This window comes from Serratia sp. OS31, assembly GCF_014164835.1.
Lineage (GTDB): Bacteria > Pseudomonadota > Gammaproteobacteria > Enterobacterales > Enterobacteriaceae > Serratia > Serratia liquefaciens_A.
This window is the reverse complement of record NZ_JACJFQ010000001.1, coordinates 84883-104630: the sequence shown is the minus strand read 5'-3', so window position 1 is coordinate 104630 and position 19748 is coordinate 84883. Positions and strand designations below refer to the sequence as shown.

Below are 19748 nucleotides of genomic sequence, written 5' to 3'. Positions count from 1 at the left end.
TTTGTTCCTGGCCCAAGAAATTATCCGTAAGAAACGTGACGGTCAGCCGTTGAGCGAAGCAGAAATCCGCTTTTTCATCAATGGTATCCGTGACAACGTCGTTTCAGAAGGTCAAATTGCCGCGCTGGCGATGACCATTTATTTCCACGATATGACCATGCCGGAGCGCGTGGCGCTGACCATGGCAATGCGTGATTCCGGTACCGTACTGGACTGGAAAAGCCTGTCACTGAACGGGCCACTGGTCGACAAGCACTCCACCGGCGGCGTGGGTGATGTCACTTCGCTGATGCTGGGCCCGATGGTGGCGGCTTGCGGCGGCTATGTGCCGATGATCTCCGGCCGTGGTTTGGGCCATACCGGCGGTACGCTGGACAAGCTGGAAGCGATCCCGGGCTTTAATATCTTCCCGGACGACAATGCCTTCCGCAAAATTATTCAGGACGTCGGCGTGGCGATTATCGGCCAGACCAGCTCGCTGGCCCCGGCGGACAAACGTTTCTACGCGACCCGCGATATCACCGCTACCGTAGATTCCATTCCGCTGATCACCGCCTCTATTCTGGCGAAGAAGCTGGCGGAAGGTCTGGATGCGTTGGTGATGGACGTTAAAGTCGGTTCCGGTGCCTTTATGCCGACTTACGCGCTGTCGGCTGATTTGGCGCAGGCGATTGTTGGCGTAGCCAACGGCGCCGGGTGCAAAACCACCGCGCTGCTGACCGACATGAACCAGGTGCTGGCCTCCAGCGCCGGTAACGCAGTGGAAGTTCGCGAAGCCGTGCGCTTCCTGACCGGCGAATACCGCAATCCGCGCCTGCTGGAAGTGACCATGGCGCTGTGCGTGGAAATGCTGCTTTCCGGTGGCCTGGCGAAAGATGATGCCGATGCGCGTGCCAAACTGCAGGCGGTGCTGGACAATGGTAAAGCGGCAGAAGTGTTTGGCCGTATGGTCGCCGCACAGCAGGGCCCGACCGATTTCGTCGAGCGCTACGACAGCTATTTGCCTGCCGCGACCCTCAGCAAGCCGGTTTATGCCGAGAAAACAGGTATCATCAGTGCAATGGATACCCGTGCGCTGGGCATGGCGGTGGTGTCTTTGGGCGGCGGTCGTCGCCGTGCAACCGACAGCATCGACTACAGCGTGGGCCTGACCGGCATGGCACGCCTGGGCGACAAAGTGGATACCCAGCAGCCGCTGGCGGTGATCCACGCCAACGACGAAGAGAGCTGGCAGCAGGCGGCCGACGCTGTACGCAGTGCGATGGTGCTGAGCGACAAAGCGCCGGAAGTGACGCCTGTGGTCTACAAGCGCATCACGGAATAATTAACGAATCAGGAGCGGCAGCGGCCTTTTCGCTGTCGCCCACAGCGTGAGAACACGCAGGAGAGCATGATGAAACGTACATTTATTATGGTATTAGACTCATTCGGTATTGGCGCAAGCGAAGATGCCGAGCGTTTTGGCGACAAGGGTTCCGACACTCTGGGCCACATTGCCGAAGTTTGCGCACGTGGTGAAGCCAACGTTGGCCGTCAGGGCCCGTTGACGCTGCCTAACCTGAGCCGTCTGGGCCTGGGCAAAGCGGCGGAAGAATCCACCGGCACCTTCCCGCAAGGGCTGGATCGCAATGCGGACATCATCGGCGCCTACGCTTACGCCAGCGAACTCTCTTCTGGTAAAGATACTCCGTCAGGCCACTGGGAAATCGCCGGCGTGCCGGTACTGTTCGATTGGGGTTACTTCAGCGATGAACACAACAGCTTCCCGCAGGAACTGCTGGACAAGCTGGTCGAGCGCGCTAACCTGCCGGGCTACCTCGGTAACTGCCATTCCTCCGGCACCGTGATCCTCGACCAACTGGGCGAAGAGCACATGAAAACCGGCAAGCCGATTTTCTACACCTCTGCCGACTCGGTATTCCAGATCGCCTGCCACGAAGAGACCTTCGGCCTGGATCGTCTGTATGAACTCTGTGAAATCGCCCGTGAAGAGCTGACCGAAGGCGGTTACAACATTGGCCGCGTGATCGCGCGTCCATTCCTGGGCGACAAGCCGGGCAATTTCCAGCGTACCGGTAACCGTCACGATCTGGCCGTAGAGCCACCGGCGCCAACCGTGCTGAAAAAGCTGGTGGACGAGAAGGGCGGCGAAGTGGTGTCGATCGGTAAGATTGCCGATATCTACGCCAACGTGGGCATCACCAAAAAGGTCAAGGCTACCGGCATCGACGCGCTGTTCGACGCCACCCTGATCGAAATGGAAAAAGCCGGTGACAACACCATCGTGTTCACCAACTTCGTTGATTTTGACTCCTCTTACGGCCACCGCCGCGACGTTGCGGGCTATGCCGCGGCGCTGGAGCTGTTCGACCGCCGTCTGCCGGAGCTGCTGAAACTGGTGAAAGATGAAGATATCATTATCTTCACCGCTGACCACGGCTGCGACCCGACCTGGCCGGGCACCGACCACACCCGTGAGCACATTCCGGTCCTGGTTTACGGCCCGAAAGTGAAACCGGGTTCGTTGGGCCACCGTGAAACCTTCGCCGACATCGGCCAGACCGTAGCCAGCTATTTTGGCGTGTCGCCGATGGACTACGGTAAATCCATGCTCTAAGCCCCGTATTTCAAGCCGCAGCGTTGTTAGCTTCACGAGTGAACCCCAGTCACTTACTCAAGTAAGCTCCTGGGGATTCACCCGCTAGCTGCCTAGCTGCAACTCGAAATTCAAGGCTTAGATGTTTGACGTTTTTATTAAATATGATTTCTGAAGGAAGATAATTATGGCTACGCCGCACATTAATGCTGAAATGGGTGATTTCGCTGACGTAGTACTGATGCCGGGCGATCCGCTGCGTGCAAAATACATCGCCGAAACTTTCCTGGAAGGCGCGGTGGAAGTGAATAACGTGCGTGGCATGCTGGGCTTTACCGGTACCTACAAGGGCCGCAAAATCTCGGTAATGGGCCACGGTATGGGTATCCCATCCTGCTCCATCTATGCGCGTGAACTGATTGCCGAATTCGGCGTGAAGAAAATCATCCGCGTGGGTTCTTGCGGCGCGGTGCGTGACGATATCAAACTGCGTGATGTGGTGATCGGTATGGGTGCTTGCACCGATTCCAAAGTGAACCGCATGCGTTTCAAGGATCACGACTACGCGGCGATCGCCGACTTCGACATGGTGCGTAACGCAGTCGATGCGGCAGCGGCGCAGGGCATCCCGGCACGCGTAGGTAACATCTTCTCCGCTGATCTGTTCTATACGCCGGATCCGGATATGTTCCAGGTGATGAAGAAGTACGGCATCCTGGGCGTGGAAATGGAAGCGGCCGGCATCTACGGCGTGGCGGCTGAGCTGTTCGAAGAGTTCGGTTCCAAGGCACTGACCATTTGTACCGTTTCCGACCACATTCTGCGTCACGAAGCGACCACCGCAGCAGAGCGTCAAACCACCTTTAATGAAATGATCATTATCGCGCTGGAATCTGTGCTGTTGGGCGACAAAGCCTAATCATACTGCGGGCGCAGCGTTCTGCTGCGCCCCAGCTAATCTATTCATCGTACTCCCCTCATTTTCTTGAAATGCTTTACCTTATAGATAATTAGCGCTATTACTCTATTCACCAATCTATTCACTCATCTATTCATCTATGACTAGCCTCGAGCAAGTTCTGCGTAAGGGGCCCGCCGCGTCGAAAGCACTCACCGATGCGCTGGGTATCAGCCAACCGACGCTGTCGCGCCGCATCCATACGCTGGCGGAGGCGGTACTGACTATGGGTAAAGGTCGAGCCACCCGCTATGCATTGCGCAGGGTTGTGGGGGGGGAGACGCATTTTCCACTCTATCAGGTGAACGAGCAGGGCAAGGTCTCTAAGCTGGCCACGCTTTATCCTGTCTATCCGGCGGAGAGTTATGCGGTCCACAATGAGCAAAATGGCGAATGGCACCTCTATGATGGATTGCCTTGGTACCTTAATGATCTGCGGCCGACAGGTTTTCTTGGTCGGGCGTGGGGGAAGGCCATCTCGCATGTTTTGCGGCTGCCGGAAGATACCTTGCTATGGAGCGAAGAACAGCGCTTGGTAGCCGTTTGTCACTTTGGGGATGACATGAGTGGCAGTCTGTTGCCCGGTAATGGCAGTTATCAACGCTGGCTGGCCCGGAGTCCGCAGGAAGCCGTGCCGATGACGGATAAAAAAATCCGCTACGCGCAGCTGGCGAAGCTGGCGCTGGCAGGGGAACTGGTCGGGTCTTCTGCAGGCGGAGAGCAACCCAAGTTTATCGCCTATGCCGAACTGAAGGATGATCGATGCGGTCATGTGCTGGTGAAATTCAGTACGGCGCCGGAAAACCCGAATGCTCAGCGTTGGAGTGATTTGCTGATCGCAGAATCACTGGCGTTGCAGGTTGTGGCGGAAGCCGGATTTCCTGCTGCACAGGGTGAAATCCTGCAGGGTGAGGACCGGCAATGTTTTCTGGAGATCGAGCGGTTCGATCGCATAGGTCAGTTTGGCCGGGTGGCGATGGTTTCGTTGGAAGCCCTGGATGCCGAATTCAGCGGGAGCGGCAATGTTAACTGGGCCACTGCCGCCAAGGGGTTACTGCGGCAAGGTGTGATCGACCGTCCGACCTGTCAGCGAATGGCTCTGTATTGGGCATTCGGCAGATTGATAGCCAATAGTGATATGCACCAGGGTAATTTATCGTTCTTGCGCCCTGAACAGCGGCCGGTGGCGCTGGCGCCGTTATACGATATGTTGCCGATGGCATTTGCTCCAACCAGCAGCGGCAATATGCGGCACACCGCGTTGGAAATTCGGCTGAGCCATGAAGTCAGCGGCGCTATTTGGCGGCAGGCGGAATTGATGGCGCTGGCGTTCTGGCAACGTACGTCACAGCATGAGCTGATCAGCGAGGCGTTCCGTGGTGTTGCCGACCAGATGTTGATGCAGGTTCAAGGGCTGAACGAACATATCCAGCGCATGGCTTAGAGGGAGCCTAGGGCTGAGTTTGATGACAAAGTAGTCTTTGAGCCTGAGATACCCGGGCCTAGCGCACCGAGGGGCCATTATGGGACACGTCCATGTGTCCCACCCTACGGGCCGACTGGAAGTCGTTCCCATTTGCTCCCGGCAAATGGGTCGGCGGGCAAGCCGCTACGACCCCTACGGCACGCTCTCCCTAATAACGGGCTTTGTCAGCGGTCTAGCCTAGGGCTTCTTCTCTTCTTTCTTTTCTTCCGGCCGTTCGTCATCGTCATCTTCCACCGTATTACCTTCTTCCAACGGCGTGTTGGCGGTTAACAGATACGGGGACTGCTGCCAACGGCTGCGACGGTGCTGCAGCAGGGTACGCGCCAGGATGATGCCGATGGCCAGCGCCAGCAGGATCATCAGACGCAGCAGGTTGGTGGTGTTATCCACCTGTTTGGATTCGGTCGCCAGCACGTGGGTGTCCAGCGTGATGCGGATAAAGCCGATCGGTCCGTCTTTGTTCTCGATGGGCTCTACCAGTTGATGATTGAAGTAGCTGCCGGCGCGTTTACCGTCAAGCGACAGACGATCGCGTATACTTATCTGCTCACCGGCGTGGGAAACCAGGGACCCGTCCAGTTGATAGACGCTGGCGTCCAAAATGCGGCTGTGGTCGGTAAGCTGTTTGAGGATGGCGTCGATGCGTTGGTTGTCGACGTCGCTGTCGTCATCCATCAGGGGGGCCAGGCTGGATGCCACCTGTTTGGTCAGCGTTTGCGCCAGCTCTTCCACCTGTTCGGATCGCGCCAATTGGTGACTCAGGCTAAAATAGGAAGCGCCCTGCATCAACAGCACCAGCAAAGCCAGGCAAATCAGGATAATAGCGGTGCGGTGCAGGCGGAATTTCAGTTTAGCGCGGGCCATGCAGGTTCCTTGGGCATCTTGGACACTTTATGTTGCCAGAAGCAATGGCGATAGGATAGCTTGATGCGTCGTTTTATCATGCAGTGTTTTTTCAGGAGTTAAGGATGTCGAATAGTCTGACCTATTGCGATCTCCCGGCTGAGATCTCTCAATGGCCGGGTCTTCCCCTTTCGCTGAGCGGTGACGAAGTGATGCCGCTGGATTATCGGGCGGGTCATACCGGTTGGCTATTATATGGCAGAGAACTGAACAAAACGCGCATTACCGATTTCCAGCGCAAGCTGGGTGCGGCGATGGTGATCGTCACCGCCTGGTGCGTGGAGGATTATCAGGTGGTGCGTCTGGCGGGCACGCTGACGGCACGCGCCAAAACGCTGGCGGCGGAGAGCGGGCTGGATGTGGCACCGCTGGGCAAGATCCCTCACCTGCGCACCCCCGGGTTGCTGGTGATGGATATGGACTCCACCGCGATTGAAATTGAATGCATCGACGAGATCGCCAAACTGGCGGGCGTCGGTGAGCAGGTGTCGGAAGTGACTGAACGCGCGATGCGCGGCGAGCTGGACTTTACTGCCAGCCTGCGTCAGCGCGTCGGCACGCTGAAAGGCGCCGATGCCAATATCCTCAAACAGGTGCGCGACGAGCTGCCGCTGATGTCCGGACTGACCAACCTGGTGCGCAAGCTGCAGGCGATGGACTGGCACGTGGCGATTGCCTCCGGCGGCTTCACCTACTACGCCGAATATCTGCGTGACAGACTGAAGCTGGTGGCCGTGGTGGCTAACGAGCTTGAGATCCGCGACGGCAAGCTGACCGGCGAGGTGCTGGGGCCGGTGGTGGACGCGCAGTTCAAAGCCGATACGCTGGTGGCACTGGCGGAAAAGCTGGGCATTCCACCGCAGCAAACTGTCGCCATCGGCGACGGCGCCAACGATTTGAAAATGATGCAGGTTGCCGGGTTGGGCATTGCCTATCACGCCAAGCCTAAAGTGTATGAGAAGGCGCAGGTGTCGATTCGCCATGCCGATCTTATGGGCGTGCTGTGCGTGTTGACCGGCAGCCTGAAACACGAAGTTCGCTAAGTAGGCCCCTGACACGGCGATGACGCCCGTCAGCGGCAATGTGGTAATAAAGCAGAGGTAATCAGTGGCAAAAGCAGCAAAACGGGCGTTTGTATGTAATGAGTGCGGCGCAGATTATCCGCGCTGGCAGGGGCAGTGCAGCGCTTGCCACGCCTGGAACAGCATTACAGAAGTGCGTCTGGCTGCCGTGTCTTCCTCTTCTCGCAACGAGCGCCTGAGCGGTTACGCCGGCGATGCCGGTATCAGCAAGGTGCAAAAGCTGTCGGACATCAGCCTGGAAGAGCTGCCGCGTTTTTCCACCGGTTTCCTTGAGTTTGACCGCGTGCTGGGCGGCGGGGTGGTTCCGGGCAGTGCGATCCTGATCGGCGGCAACCCTGGCGCAGGGAAAAGTACCTTGCTGCTGCAGGTGCTGTGCAAACTGTCCGAGCAGATGAAAACTCTGTACGTCACCGGCGAGGAATCGCTGCAGCAGGTCGCCATGCGCGCCCATCGCCTCGGTTTGCCGACCGGCGGCCTGAATATGCTGTCGGAAACCAGCATCGAACAGATCTGCCTGATCGCCGAGCAGGAACAGCCGAAGCTGATGGTGATCGACTCCATTCAGGTGATGCACATGGCGGATATTCAATCTTCGCCGGGTAGCGTTGCGCAGGTACGTGAAACGGCGGCTTATCTGACGCGCTTTGCCAAGACGCGCGGCGTGGCGATTGTCATGGTCGGTCACGTCACCAAAGACGGTTCGCTGGCCGGACCGAAAGTATTGGAACACTGCATCGACTGTTCGGTGCTGCTGGACGGCGACGCCGATTCGCGTTTTCGTACTCTGCGCAGCCACAAAAACCGCTTTGGTGCGGTGAACGAGCTGGGCGTGTTCGCCATGACCGAGCAGGGCCTGCGTGAGGTCAGCAACCCGTCCGCCATCTTCCTCAGCCGGGGTGACGAGGTGACCTCCGGCAGTTCGGTGATGGTGGTTTGGGAAGGCACGCGGCCGTTGCTGGTGGAGATTCAGGCGCTGGTGGATCATTCCATGATGTCTAACCCACGGCGGGTCGCGGTCGGTCTGGAACAAAACCGATTGGCGATCCTGTTGGCCGTGCTGCATCGCCATGGCGGATTGCAGATGTCCGATCAGGACGTGTTCGTTAACGTGGTCGGTGGGGTGAAGGTCAGCGAAACCAGCGCCGATTTGGCGTTGCTGATGTCGCTGGTGTCCAGCCTGCGTGACCGCCCATTGCCGAACGATTTGGTGGTGTTTGGCGAAGTGGGGCTGGCGGGGGAGATCCGTCCGGTACCGAGCGGTCAGGAACGTATTTCCGAAGCGGCGAAGCACGGTTTCAAGCGTGCCATCGTGCCGCACGCTAACGTACCGAAAAAACCGCCGGCCAATATGCAGGTGTTTGGCGTGAAGAAACTGGCGGATGCGCTGGACGTGTTGGAGCAGTTTTATTAATTGCCATGGGGTACGCAGATTATGCTATTTTGTTTAGCATACTAAACGGAGGGGCTATGCGGCAATTTGATTACCTGAAGGCGTCGATTAAGCAGAAGAACTGCACTCTGCAGCAGGTGGCGGATGCCAGTGGCATGACCAAAGGCTACCTTAGCCAACTGTTAAACGACAAAATCAAAAGTCCGAGCGCCCAGAAGCTGGAGGCGCTGCACCGTTACCTCGGGCTGGAGTTTCCACGCCGTGAGAAAAAGGTCGGCGTGGTGTTTGGTAAATTTTACCCACTGCACACCGGTCATATTTACCTGATCCAGCGAGCCTGTAGCCAGGTGGATGAGTTGCACGTGATCCTGTGTCACGATGAACCGCGCGATCGGGAGCTGTTTGACAACAGCTCCATGTCGCAACAGCCGACGGTCAGCGATCGTCTGCGCTGGCTGCTGCAAACCTTCAAATATCAGAAAAACATCCATATTCACTCGTTTGACGAACAGGGCATCGAGCCCTATCCGCACGGCTGGAACGTGTGGAGCGACGGGGTGAAAGCTTTTCTGGAGCAGAAAGCCATAGTGCCGAGCTTTATCTATTCCAGTGAAGCACAGGATGCTCCGCGCTATCGCGAACATCTGGGCATTGAAACCATTCTGATCGATCCCGAACGTTCATTTATGAACATCAGCGGCCGCCAGATCCGTCAGGATCCGTTCCGCTATTGGGACTATATTCCGACCGAAGTGAAGCCGTTTTTTGTTCGCACCGTGGCCATCCTCGGCGGCGAGTCGAGCGGTAAATCGACCCTGGTCAATAAGTTGGCGAACATATTCAATACCACCAGCGCCTGGGAATATGGCCGCGACTACGTGTTCTCGCACCTCGGCGGGGATGAGATGGCGTTGCAATATTCCGACTACGACAAAATTGCCCTTGGCCAGGCGCAGTACGTCGATTTTGCGGTGAAATACGCCAATAAAGTGGCGTTTATCGATACCGACTTCGTGACCACTCAGGCGTTCTGCAAAAAATACGAAGGACGCGAGCACCCCTTTGTACAGGCGTTGATCGACGAGTACCGGTTTGATCTGGTGATCCTGCTGGAGAATAACACCCCATGGGTGGCGGATGGGTTGCGCAGCCTGGGCAATCCCAACGATCGCAAGGCATTCCAGTATTTGCTGGAAGAGATGCTGCGGGCCAACAACATTGAATACGTACACGTAGAGTCCAGCGATTACGACGAGCGCTTCCTGCGCTGCGTCGAACTGGTCAAACAGCTGTTGGCGGCCGATGCCAGTCGCCTGGTTGGCGTTGCGGTCTAAGCCTGCGGGGCGCAGGCTGCGCCCCGTCGGTCATCAGTAAACAATCACCAGTTTTCCCTGCATATGTCCGTCGAGCAGTTTTTGGTGCGCGGCGGTCAGCGTCGGCACCGTTAGCCCGTGCAGCGTTTCGCTCAGGGTGGTGCTCAGCTTCCCTTCATCCAGCAGTTGCGCCACTTGCTTGAGGATATCGCCCTGCTGAGCGATATCCGGCGTATTGAACATGCTGCGGGTAAACATCAATTCCCAGTGCAGCGCGGCGCTTTTCAACTTCAGTGCGCTCTGGTCCAACGGCTGCGCGTTTTCTACGATGGTGCAGATGTGGCCCATCGGCGCGATCAGATCGGAGATGGCTTGCCAGTGGCCGTCGGTGTCATTCAGGCAAAGAATATAATCCACGTTCTCAATGCCCTGTTGCGCCAGGTTAGCTTTCAGATCGCGATAGTCCACCACCAGATCGGCACCCCGCTCCAGACACCAGGCCGCCGACTCGGGACGAGAGGCGGTGGCAATCACCTTCACCTGACTGCGCTGTGCCGCAAACGGGATCGCCAGCGAACCAACGCCACCGGCGCCGCCGATGATCAGCAGGGTTTTCCCCGGCGCCGCGTCCTGAATTTTCAGGTGTTCGAACAGCGCCTCCCAGGCGGTCAGGGCGGTCAGCGGCATGGCGGCAGACTCGGCCCAGTTCAGGCTGCGAGGCTTGTGGGCAGTAATGCGTGAATCGATCAATTGTTGGGTGCTGTTGCTGCCCGGGCGAGTGATATCACCGGCGTACCAGACCTCGTCACCGGGTTTGAAGCCGCTGACGCTGCTGCCCACTTCAACCACGACGCCGCTGGCGTCCCAACCGAGAATGCGTGGCTGCTGCAGGCCGCTTTTTTGCAGGCCGGCATGGACCTTGGTATCCACCGGGTTGACCGACACCGCTTTCACTTCCACCAACAGATCGTACTGTCCGGGCGTGGGTTTTTCTGGGCTGATCTCTATGAAGGCGGCGGGGTTTTTCGGGTCTACGGCAATGGCTTTAATCGGCATGACTGTGCTCCTTTCGAATGAATAACCTCAGTGTAGACCTCTTGAGAGGGAGTGATAAGATGGACAATAACTAACTAAGTGTTCGTTTGAGGTGAACAATGAGGTTTAAGCAGTTGCAGGATATGGCGCTATTCGCGCTGGTGGCCGAGTGCGGCAGTTTTACTGCCGCCGCCAAACGTGCCGCTTTGCCGAAGTCCAGCGTCAGCCAGCGCATCAGCCAGTTGGAACAGACGTTGGGCCTGCGCCTGTTGAACCGCACCACCCGCCAGCTCAACCTGACGTTTGCCGGTGAACGCTATCTGGAACACTGTCAGGAGATGCTGACCGCTGCCGAACGGGCGGATTTGGCACTGCAACGGCTGCGTGACAACCCCAGCGGCCGGTTGCGCATCTCGACCCCTGCCGGGCTGGGGGCGACCTTGTTGGCACGGCTGGCGGCGGATTTTCAGCGCCAATATCCGGACGTTTCGCTGGAGGTGTCGGTATCCGATGCGATGGTGGATATGGTGCAGGACGGGTTCGATGCCGCTTTGCGCACCGGCAAACCACAGGATTCTTCTTTGATTGGTCGCCGCTTGGGGCATGCGCCGCGTTATTTGCTGGCATCGTCGGCGTATCTGGCACAGTACCCGCCTATCCTGCATCCGCAACAGTTGCAGCAGCACCGCTGCATCGCGCACCGTTCCTGGCCCGCATGGAATCTGCGCCGAGGCGATGAGTATTTTCGCTGGCAACTGCCGACGCTGCATATCACCGATAACCTGCTGTATGCGCGCGAATGTGCGATTTATGGCGCGGGTATTACTTTGTTGCCGGCATTTCTCAGCCGCGAGGTAGTGGCGCAAAAACAGCTGGTGGAGGTGTTGCCGGACTGGCAGGCGGAAGGCAATGAACTCTATCTTGTTTATCCCAGTCGCAAGCTTAATTCGCCGGCGCTGGCCTGTTTTATCGATGTGGTGTTGCAACATCCGGTATTCGACGATTACGCCCGCGAACTGGCTCGGGATTAAAAAAGGCGCCGCATGCGGCGCCTTCCGGATTACTTGGCGATTCTCTTGTACTTGATACGGTGCGGCTCAAGCGCTTCGGCGCCCAGCGTACGTTTCTTGTACTCTTCGTATTCGGTAAAGTTACCTTCGAAGAACTCGACGTTACCTTCATCCTGGTAATCCAGAATGTGGGTGGCGATACGGTCGAGGAACCAACGGTCGTGCGAGATAACCATCGCACAGCCCGGGAACTCCAGCAGGGCGTTTTCCAGTGCGCGCAGGGTTTCGATATCCAGGTCGTTGGTCGGTTCGTCGAGCAGCAGGACGTTGCCGCCAACCTGCAGCAGCTTGGCCAGGTGCAGACGGCCACGCTCGCCCCCGGACAGCTCGCCTACGCGTTTGCCCTGATCGACGCCTTTGAAGTTAAAGCGGCCGACGTAAGCACGGCTTGGCATTTCGGTGTTGCCGATACGCATGATGTCCTGGCCGCCGGAGACTTCTTCCCAAACGGTTTTTGAATTGTCCATGCTGTCACGGAACTGATCGACCGAGGCCAGTTTAACGGTGTCGCCCAGCACGATGCTGCCGGAATCAGGCTGTTCCTGACCGGACATCATGCGGAACAGCGTGGATTTACCGGCGCCGTTCGGGCCGATAATGCCGACAATCGCGCCTTTCGGCACGGCAAAGGAGAGATCGTCAATCAGCACGCGGTCGCCGTAGGACTTGCGCAGGTTGCTGACTTCAACCACTTTATCGCCCAGGCGTGCGCCAGGTGGAATAAAGAGTTCGTTGGTTTCGTTACGCTTTTGGTATTCGGTGCTGTTCAGCTCTTCAAAGCGGGCCAAACGCGCCTTGCCTTTGGACTGACGGCCTTTAGCGCCCTGGCGAACCCACTCCAGCTCTTTCTCGATGGATTTGCGGCGTGCGGCTTCGGAAGAGGCTTCCTGCGCCAGACGTGCATCTTTCTGCTCCAGCCAGGAAGAGTAGTTGCCTTCCCACGGGATACCTTCGCCGCGGTCCAGCTCGAGGATCCAGCCGGCCACGTTGTCGAGGAAGTAACGGTCGTGGGTGATTGCCACCACGGTCCCTTCGAAGTCGTGCAGGAAGCGTTCCAGCCAGGCCACGGATTCCGCATCCAGGTGGTTGGTTGGTTCGTCGAGCAGCAACATGTCCGGTTTTTCCAGCAGCAGGCGACACAGCGCTACGCGGCGACGCTCACCCCCGGACAGGTTGGCGATTTTGGCGTCCCATTCCGGCAGGCGCAACGCGTCGGCGGCGCGCTCAAGCTGGGTATTCAGGTTGTGGCCGTCGTGGGCCTGAATGATTTCTTCCAGACGGCCCTGTTCAGCGGCCAGCTTGTCGAAGTCAGCGCCTTCTTCAGCGTATAGCGCGTACACCTCATCCAGACGTTTCAGGGCACCGACCACTTCCGCCAGCGCTTCTTCGACCGACTCGCGGACGGTGTGCTCCAGGTTCAGCTGCGGCTCCTGAGGCAGGTAGCCGATTTTGATCCCTTGCTGCGGGCGAGCTTCACCTTCGATATCGGTGTCGATGCCGGCCATGATGCGCAACAGAGTGGATTTACCCGAGCCGTTCAGACCCAGCACGCCGATTTTGGCGCCAGGGAAGAAGCTCAGTGAGATGTTTTTCAGGATATGACGCTTCGGCGGAACCACTTTGCCGACGCGGTGCATGGTATAGACGTATTGAGCCACGGTGCTCTAGCCTCTCTATATCAGTTTTTATAGGATGTCTGGCTGCGGAGTGTAGCCCGTTTCGAAAGCGGATCCCAGACATCACTCAGCGATCGCTAAGTATAACCGGTTATGCGCCCGTGAAGGCGCATATTGGTCGCTTAAGGAGTGACGACGATCGCGACGCGGCGGTTTTCCGCCCGGCCGCTGGAGGTGCGGTTATCGGCGACCGGGTCGCGTTTGCCCATGCCGCGAGTTTCGATGTTAGCGCGCGGAATACCCACGCTGGCCAGCAGGTCGGCCACCGCATTGGCGCGGCGCAGCGAGAGCTGGTCGTTATAGCTGTCTTCACCGTAATTATCGGTGTGACCATCCAGACGGAATTTGGTGATGCCGACGCTCATCAGCGCGCGGCCCATTTTCTGCACCGTGTCGGTGCTTTCCGGGTTCAGTTTGCCCACGTTGTTGCCGAACAGCACCTTGTCGGACAGGCCAAATTCCCAACCGTTATCGGTCAGTTTGAACCCTTGTGACTGCAACAGGGCAATCTGCTCGGGCGTCAGGCCCTGCGGTTTGCTCTGGCAGCCGGCGAGGGCCAGCAGAGCGATAAACATCATCGTCAGCAGTGAAAAACGGTTTTTTAGTGTTTGCTGTATCATAATCAAATCCCTAGTTTTATTTTATAGCCGGGGCTTTATTTCTGTATTGCCAGCCGCCAGCCTCCGTTATAACGATGCTTGGCCTGGTACATCGCATCGTCAGCTTCGTGCAAGAGTCCCTGAGGCGTCACCGCATGTTCAGGGTAAAGTGCAATACCGATACTCAAAGAGGAAATGACCTCCTCGCCGTTCGGTAACATCACCGGTTGGGTCATGCAGTCGATAATGTTATCGGCAATCTGCAGTACATCTTCCGTAGTGTGGACCGGTGCCAACAGCACGGCGAACTCATCACCTCCTAAACGTGCAACCAGGTCGCTTTCGCGTAACTGCGCGCGGATACGCCCGGCAATGGTGGTCAACACTACGTCGCCGGCGGCGTGACCGTAGCTGTCGTTAACTTCCTTGAAGCGATCGCCGTCGATAAACAGCACCGCCAGTTTTTCGGGCGACTCGATGTCTCCCAGCGCGCGACTCAATCGACCTTCGAAGAAAGCGCGATTCGGCAAGCCGGTCAGACTGTCGTGGGTCGCCCGGTGGGTCAGCGAGTCATTCTCCTGTTTCAGGTGCGCTTGCCAGGCCTCCAGTTCGTCCAGCAGGCCATTAAAGTCGCTGCTCAGCTCATGCAATTCGGCAATCGGTGCCGAAGGCACCCGCAGCCCAAAGGCGCGATCGCGCCGTACTGCATGCGCCACGTTGGCAATATCGTCCAGCGAGCGGACGATCCCCTGCAGCATGCGGCGCGACAGTACCAGCGCACACAGGGTACTGAGTACCAGGCAGGCGATCATTCCTACCATACCGCGTAGCAAAAAACGCAGCAGGCTGCCGCCGTGGCCGCTCAGCCACACTTTGCCGACTTCTTTGCCTTCATGCGTGATCGGTAAGATCACCGGTTCCGGCAACGCCCAGTGCGCCACGATTTGCTCCATGCCGTGCAGTGGGCCGTCCTTGGGGTGATGCCAGGTGGCGAGCACTTTGCCGTTGTTGTTCAGAATTCTGGCTTCCGACACTTCCTCTTTGGAGGCGATCAGCACCAGGGCTTCGCGGGCGGCGGCACGGTCTTCGAACACCACGGCGGCTTCAACGGTATAGCTGATGGAACGTGCGATCAGATGCAAATTGTGGTTGGCGTAGGCACGCAGGGCAAACAGCGCCACCAGGGTCAGGAAGATCCCCGCAGTACCCACGGCAATCAGCGCCAGCCCAAGGTGGACTCTTTGCAGTACCCGGCCCAGCGTAGGGCGTGACTGACCCGAACGGTTCTTGCGCAACCACTTCATAGCGGGGGCGCCTGTTTGCGTGCCAACTGCAGCACGTTGGGGTGAACGCGCACGCCGCTACGTGCCAGCGCATCGAGATTGGCTTTAAAACTTGCGGTATCCCCTTCGATTTGCAGGCAGAACGCGCTGCCGGCTGAGCATTCAACATCGTTCTCGCTGATGCTGAGAATGGAGTGGCCGCTGATGCGCTGTATAAAATTCTGTTTCTGGCCGGCGTTAATATTGCCTAAATAAATGACATCGCAACCGGTGCTCAGTAGCGGGCTGTCAAAGGATACGCGCTCGGCCTTAATCGGCCGCGGAGCACTAAGCAGGATCGGATCGAACAGGCCTTCGGCATACTGGGTGGGTGCCGTCACGCACAGCCGGATCGGATTGGGTTCGCTGGGCCAACGGGCATAGCTGATAATGCCTACCACCACGGTGGTGACGGCATGGATGCGATTTTGATAAGGATCACCGGTTTCGGGGCGGGCTGAACCGGGAAAGGCCAACAGGGTGAGCAGCACCAGCGACAACAGGCGGCCGTAGTCCAGACGTGCGCAAATGAAACTCGCAAGAGAATTTTTTGCGCATGTCGCTAACGACGCGGCATATTTTGCCATCTTCATCTGCCATTCCTGCCCACGTCCGCAGTACCGATGCGGCAACATAACAATGAGAAGCCTGACCCGCTCGAAGGGATAATTGCCTTGCTGAAAACTGTCAATCGCACTGCCTGATGAACACTATCTACCCATAATTGGCGCGGATTGTATTATAAGATATCCCGGTTGCGCGCTTTATGTGCCGTTTTCTCAGAATTATCTTACCTTTTTTTAATAGTATAAAAACGTCCGTCAGGGTTTGCCAGGCGTTTTCTGCAAACTGAGCCCGCCCGGCCTGAGGTTTGAGGGGATTTGCGCAACGGCATAGTCGTCGGCTTGGAAATATATCCTGCATGACTAATTATTTCAGATGACTTCATCTTATTGTCGGCGGAGCTTATTAATAATAAATGAGCCGTTCGTTTCTCAATGTTAACCTCGGGTTAAATGATTAATACGCGGTGTTTGGCGCCGGCTTTATTTTATTTGTCAGCGAGGGTAAACCTTTTTTACCTGAAGCCCTTCGTGACGATAAACTTCATCTACAGTAGTGAATGGATAAGCGATCGCGTTGTCTATGGTAGATGGCTGAGTCAGTCACTCAGCGCCCCTTTTGTTCTGGCGTGCCGGATGAAGCGATATCCCACGACAGAGCGCGAAACACTCGGAGAGCCGTTTCACTGTCCGTTGGCTGCTGTCGTAGCGCGGCAACGGGTGAATCGGCTCTGGCAACACCATCAGCATTAGCGAGGAAAGAGTCAGTATGGTCAAGGTAGACAAGTGGCGGTTTTTGGCTGTGGGCCTGTGCCTGACGGCATTCTCAGGCGCCGCATTGGCGGACTCGCTGGACGCCCAGCGTCAGCGCTACCTGCAGATTAAGCAGGCGTGGGACAGCAAGCAGATGGACGTCGTGGCGCAATTGATGCCGACGCTGCGTGATTATCCGCTATACCCTTATCTGGAATACCGTGAGCTGACGCAGGATCTCAGTCAGGCCGGGTTCTCTGAGGTGAACGATTTTATCAAACAGCATCCGACGCTGCCGCCGGCCAAATCATTGGCCCCGCGTTTTGTTAACGAGCTGGCACGGCGTGAGGACTGGCGCACACTGTTGGCTTTTAGCCCACAGGCGCCGAAACCTATCGCTGCACGTTGCAATTACTATTACGCCAAGTGGGCCATCGGCGATCAACAGGCAGCCTGGAGCGGTGCCGAAGACGTGTGGATGAGCGGTAAGTCGTTGCCGGGTGCCTGCGACAAGCTGTTCAACGTCTGGCAGGGTGCCGGGAAACAGACGCCGTCGGCCATTCTGGAGCGCATGAAGTTGGCGTTGAAGGAGGGCAACAGCGGCCTGGTCAACAGCCTCTACCGCCAGTGGCCGTCAGATTATCAAACCATGGGCGATGCGCTAGTGCGCCTGCAAAACGATCCTGCCACGGTAGAATCCTTTGCCCGCAGCGTGGGGCCAACCGATTTTACCCGTGCCGCGACCGGCATCGCTTTTGAACGCCTGGCGCGCCAGGATGTAGAAAATGCCCGCGCGATGATCCCGACGCTGGTACGTCTGCAAAAAATGAGCGACGGCGAGCAGTTGGGGTTGGAAGAGGCGGTGGCCTGGCGGCTGATGGGCAGCGATGCCACCTTCGAACAAACCCAATGGCGAGATAAGGTGATCCTGCGCAGTCAGTCTCCGGCTCTGCTGGAACGTCGTGTGCGTATGGCATTGGGCAATGGCGATCGTCAGGGGGTTGCTACCTGGCTGGCTCGCCTGCCGGCAGAGTCACGCAATAAAGACGAGTGGCGTTACTGGCGTGCAAGCCTGCTGCTGGACGAAGGCAAACGCAGTGAAGGTGAAGAGATCCTGCGTCGCCTGATGAACGAACGCGGCTTCTATCCTATGGTGGCGGCGCAGAAACTGAATAAGCCTTACCCGGTAATGGTGGCCGTGGCGGCGAAACCTCGCGCTTCGCTGGTGGACGGGCCGGAGATTGCCCGGGTGCGCGAGCTAATGTATTGGAATATGGATAATCTGGCGCGCAGCGAGTGGACCTCGTTTGTGTCCAGCCGCAGCCGTCCGGAACAGGAAGCGCTGGCGCGTTATGCGTTCGAGCAAAAATGGGCCGATCTCAGCGTGCAGGCGACCATCGTCGGCAAACTGTGGGATCACCTTGAAGAGCGCTTCCCGGTGGCCTGGCCGCAAGAGTTCCGGGCCGCGACCGATGACAAGGGGATCACGCCAAGCTACGCCATGGCGATAGCCCGTCAGGAGAGCGCCTGGAACCCGAAAGCCCAGTCACCGGTAGGGGCCAGCGGCCTGATGCAGGTGATGCCGCGCACGGCGCAACATACCGTGCAAATGTACAATATTCCCGGTTACACCAGCCCGAGCCAGCTGCTTGATCCCCGGGTTAACATTACCATCGGTACCAGCTACCTGGAGTATGTGTACCAGCAGTTCGGCCGTAACCGTATTCTGTCATCGGCGGCCTACAACGCCGGTCCATCGCGGGTAAATACCTGGTTGGGCAACAGCGAGGGACGGGTGGATGCGGTGGCGTTTGTCGAAAGCATTCCGTTCTCGGAAACCCGTTCCTATGTGAAGAACGTACTGGCCTACGACGCATTTTATCGCTACCTCATGCATCGTCCGGCCAAGGTGCTGACCGATGCCGAGTGGCAGAGGCGTTATTGATTTTTGCGGCGCTATGCTATGCTGCTGTACTAGTTAAATAGTATGGTGGCTTGCCATGACGCAATTATCGCTTAACGACCCGGCTCTTTCAGAACAAGGCAATGAGGATTGGCTGCGCTTTGTCGCGCTGCTGCAGAATTCGTTCGCCCAGGATCTGCACCAACCGCTGCTGCAACTGCTGCTGACGCCGGACGAAAGAACGGCTTTGGGGACGCGGGTGCGGATTATTCAGGAGCTGATGCGCGGTGAGATGAGCCAGCGTGAGCTGAAGAACGAGCTGGGTGCCGGTATTGCCACCATCACTCGCGGTTCGAACAGCCTGAAGGCCGCGACGCCGGCGTTGAAACAGTGGCTGGAACAGCAGTTACTGGGCGAGGCACCTTAGTCGCGCCTCGCTCGTCAACGCTTATTTTTGCGGCGCGTTGTTATGGTTTTGGTAGATCGGGTTGTGGAAGGGCACCAGCGCCAACAGCAGAGCCTGATGGTAAACGCTGGTGCGGCTCAACCGCCCATCGGTGAAGATACCGATAGCGCCGCCCTGGCGCTTCACTTCGGCATTGCCGGTGATGGTCGCCATTTCAGTCCCCAATTCGCGGCCGGCGCGAATTCCCTGTAAAATCGTCTCCGGCAGCATCAGACTGGCTGAACGCGATTCGCCGCGGGTGTACGGGTTTTCCACCGTCATCCAGGCGAAGGTCATATTCTCTTCGATACCTGCTTCCACGCCGACCCAAAAGTCGGCCTCCGGGCGTACCTGGCGCGCTTCCATGACGCGCTGGCGTGCGCCGGTGCGGGTTTCGAGATTGCCGATGGGTTGCAGTGAGACGCCGCTGGCGACGTCGACCGATTCAATGCGGCATTGGTCCACGCCAAAGGTGTCCTCAAAGGCCAACTGAATAGCCTTGATCTTTGCCGGGTTGGTAGTTGCAGCGACAACATGATACATAACGGGTTTGGCATCCTTAAGCTAAGAGCCTATTCAATACGTCAGACGCTTGCGCAAGCGGCCTGTGACGAAGATAAACTCAGGTTTCACGCAGTATAACGGAAAAGCAAA

17 protein-coding genes are annotated in these 19748 nt (G+C 57.6%); 10 read left to right on the top strand and 7 right to left on the bottom strand.

The window, feature by feature from the left end; all coding sequences use genetic code 11:
• Window position 1: 1 nt before the first annotated feature.
• From deoA to yjjJ, 4 genes are all read left to right on the top strand, one after another.
• A complete protein-coding gene (gene deoA / locus H5P17_RS00445) occupies window positions 2-1324 on the top strand; it encodes a thymidine phosphorylase (RefSeq protein WP_182820709.1) in 1323 nt (440 codons plus the stop codon).
• A gap of 69 nt (window positions 1325-1393) precedes the next feature.
• Window positions 1394-2617 carry a phosphopentomutase gene (gene deoB, locus H5P17_RS00440; protein ID WP_044554100.1) on the top strand — a complete coding sequence of 408 codons (1224 nt, stop codon included), beginning with the start codon at window positions 1394-1396 and terminating at the stop codon, window positions 2615-2617.
• Between the two features lie 166 nt (window positions 2618-2783).
• On the top strand, window positions 2784-3515 hold the full coding sequence (deoD, locus tag H5P17_RS00435; RefSeq protein WP_182820707.1) for a purine-nucleoside phosphorylase: 732 nt from the start codon (window positions 2784-2786) through the stop codon (window positions 3513-3515).
• 139 nt (window positions 3516-3654) lie between these two features.
• On the top strand, window positions 3655-4998 hold the full coding sequence (gene yjjJ / locus H5P17_RS00430; protein ID WP_182820705.1) for a type II toxin-antitoxin system HipA family toxin YjjJ: 1344 nt from the start codon (window positions 3655-3657) through the stop codon (window positions 4996-4998).
• Between the two features lie 219 nt (window positions 4999-5217).
• On the opposite strand, the gene H5P17_RS00425 is transcribed toward yjjJ, so the two are convergent.
• Window positions 5218-5904, bottom strand: coding sequence for a YtjB family periplasmic protein (locus H5P17_RS00425; RefSeq protein ID WP_182820703.1), 687 nt, complete (start codon window positions 5902-5904; stop codon window positions 5218-5220).
• Between the two features lie 104 nt (window positions 5905-6008).
• On the opposite strand from H5P17_RS00425, the gene serB reads away from it, so the two are divergent.
• The 3 genes from serB (at window position 6009) to nadR (ending at window position 9749) form a co-directional block, all read left to right on the top strand.
• Window positions 6009-6986: a phosphoserine phosphatase gene (gene serB, locus H5P17_RS00420; protein ID WP_020825122.1), complete on the top strand. Its 978-nt coding sequence runs from the start codon at window positions 6009-6011 to the stop codon at window positions 6984-6986.
• 64 nt (window positions 6987-7050) lie between these two features.
• Window positions 7051-8436 carry a DNA repair protein RadA gene (gene radA, locus H5P17_RS00415; protein ID WP_020825123.1) on the top strand — a complete coding sequence of 462 codons (1386 nt, stop codon included), beginning with the start codon at window positions 7051-7053 and terminating at the stop codon, window positions 8434-8436.
• Window positions 8437-8492: 56 nt separating this feature from the next.
• Window positions 8493-9749 (top strand): multifunctional transcriptional regulator/nicotinamide-nucleotide adenylyltransferase/ribosylnicotinamide kinase NadR, encoded by a 1257-nt coding sequence (gene nadR / locus H5P17_RS00410; protein WP_020825124.1) that lies wholly within the window; start codon window positions 8493-8495, stop codon window positions 9747-9749.
• 33 nt (window positions 9750-9782) lie between these two features.
• Here the strand turns inward: nadR and H5P17_RS00405 are convergent, their stop codons facing one another.
• Complete coding sequence (locus H5P17_RS00405; protein WP_182820701.1) at window positions 9783-10784, bottom strand: zinc-binding alcohol dehydrogenase family protein; 1002 nt, start codon at window positions 10782-10784, stop codon at window positions 9783-9785.
• 98 nt (window positions 10785-10882) lie between these two features.
• Here H5P17_RS00405 and H5P17_RS00400 point away from each other — a divergent pair, with 98 nt between their 5' ends.
• Complete coding sequence (locus H5P17_RS00400; protein ID WP_182820699.1) at window positions 10883-11794, top strand: LysR family transcriptional regulator; 912 nt, start codon at window positions 10883-10885, stop codon at window positions 11792-11794.
• A gap of 29 nt (window positions 11795-11823) precedes the next feature.
• On the opposite strand, the gene ettA is transcribed toward H5P17_RS00400, so the two are convergent.
• The 4 genes from ettA to H5P17_RS00380 all read right to left on the bottom strand — a co-directional run bounded on the left by ettA (window position 11824) and on the right by H5P17_RS00380 (window position 16023).
• The gene (ettA, locus tag H5P17_RS00395) at window positions 11824-13491 is read right to left on the bottom strand and encodes an energy-dependent translational throttle protein EttA (RefSeq protein WP_041414175.1); all 1668 of its coding nucleotides are present in this window, start codon (window positions 13489-13491) and stop codon (window positions 11824-11826) included.
• 140 nt (window positions 13492-13631) lie between these two features.
• The gene (locus H5P17_RS00390; protein WP_020825128.1) at window positions 13632-14129 is read right to left on the bottom strand and encodes an OmpA family protein; all 498 of its coding nucleotides are present in this window, start codon (window positions 14127-14129) and stop codon (window positions 13632-13634) included.
• 35 nt (window positions 14130-14164) lie between these two features.
• The gene (locus H5P17_RS00385; protein ID WP_044554105.1) at window positions 14165-15412 is read right to left on the bottom strand and encodes a diguanylate cyclase domain-containing protein; all 1248 of its coding nucleotides are present in this window, start codon (window positions 15410-15412) and stop codon (window positions 14165-14167) included.
• Window positions 15409-16023, bottom strand: coding sequence for a YfiR family protein (locus tag H5P17_RS00380; protein WP_044554106.1), 615 nt, complete (start codon window positions 16021-16023; stop codon window positions 15409-15411). Before H5P17_RS00380 ends, H5P17_RS00385 begins: the two co-directional genes overlap by 4 nt.
• A 739-nt stretch (window positions 16024-16762) precedes the next feature.
• Between H5P17_RS00380 and sltY the strand changes: the two genes are divergently transcribed.
• Together sltY and trpR are read left to right on the top strand one after the other, a co-directional pair.
• Window positions 16763-18691, top strand: a complete 1929-nt coding sequence (gene sltY / locus H5P17_RS00375; protein ID WP_182820698.1) for a murein transglycosylase — start codon at window positions 16763-16765, stop codon at window positions 18689-18691.
• 55 nt (window positions 18692-18746) lie between these two features.
• Entirely contained in the window at window positions 18747-19076 is a 330-nt protein-coding gene (trpR, locus tag H5P17_RS00370) for a trp operon repressor (RefSeq protein WP_020825132.1), read from the top strand.
• A 21-nt stretch (window positions 19077-19097) separates the two neighbouring features.
• On the opposite strand, the gene yjjX is transcribed toward trpR, so the two are convergent.
• Window positions 19098-19637 carry an inosine/xanthosine triphosphatase gene (gene yjjX / locus H5P17_RS00365; RefSeq protein WP_020825133.1) on the bottom strand — a complete coding sequence of 180 codons (540 nt, stop codon included), beginning with the start codon at window positions 19635-19637 and terminating at the stop codon, window positions 19098-19100.
• Window positions 19638-19748: the final 111 nt, after the last annotated feature.

Bases quoted from the DNA above. Each gene is read 5' to 3' on its own strand.
- nadR (WP_020825124.1), top strand. From the start codon at position 8,493: ATGCGGCAATTTGATTACCTGAAGGCGTCGATTAAGCAGAAGAACTGC.
- H5P17_RS00425 (WP_182820703.1), bottom strand. From the start codon at position 5,904: ATGGCCCGCGCTAAACTGAAATTCCGCCTGCACCGCACCGCTATTATC.
- trpR (WP_020825132.1), top strand. From the start codon at position 18,747: ATGACGCAATTATCGCTTAACGACCCGGCTCTTTCAGAACAAGGCAAT.
- serB (WP_020825122.1), top strand. From the start codon at position 6,009: ATGTCGAATAGTCTGACCTATTGCGATCTCCCGGCTGAGATCTCTCAA.
- H5P17_RS00405 (WP_182820701.1), bottom strand. From the start codon at position 10,784: ATGCCGATTAAAGCCATTGCCGTAGACCCGAAAAACCCCGCCGCCTTC.
- sltY (WP_182820698.1), top strand. From the start codon at position 16,763: ATGGTCAAGGTAGACAAGTGGCGGTTTTTGGCTGTGGGCCTGTGCCTG.
- H5P17_RS00380 (WP_044554106.1), bottom strand. From the start codon at position 16,023: ATGAAGATGGCAAAATATGCCGCGTCGTTAGCGACATGCGCAAAAAAT.
- yjjX (WP_020825133.1), bottom strand. From the start codon at position 19,637: ATGTATCATGTTGTCGCTGCAACTACCAACCCGGCAAAGATCAAGGCT.
- H5P17_RS00400 (WP_182820699.1), top strand. From the start codon at position 10,883: ATGAGGTTTAAGCAGTTGCAGGATATGGCGCTATTCGCGCTGGTGGCC.
- deoB (WP_044554100.1), top strand. From the start codon at position 1,394: ATGAAACGTACATTTATTATGGTATTAGACTCATTCGGTATTGGCGCA.
- H5P17_RS00385 (WP_044554105.1), bottom strand. From the start codon at position 15,412: ATGAAGTGGTTGCGCAAGAACCGTTCGGGTCAGTCACGCCCTACGCTG.
- deoD (WP_182820707.1), top strand. From the start codon at position 2,784: ATGGCTACGCCGCACATTAATGCTGAAATGGGTGATTTCGCTGACGTA.
- H5P17_RS00390 (WP_020825128.1), bottom strand. From the start codon at position 14,129: ATGATACAGCAAACACTAAAAAACCGTTTTTCACTGCTGACGATGATG.
- yjjJ (WP_182820705.1), top strand. From the start codon at position 3,655: ATGACTAGCCTCGAGCAAGTTCTGCGTAAGGGGCCCGCCGCGTCGAAA.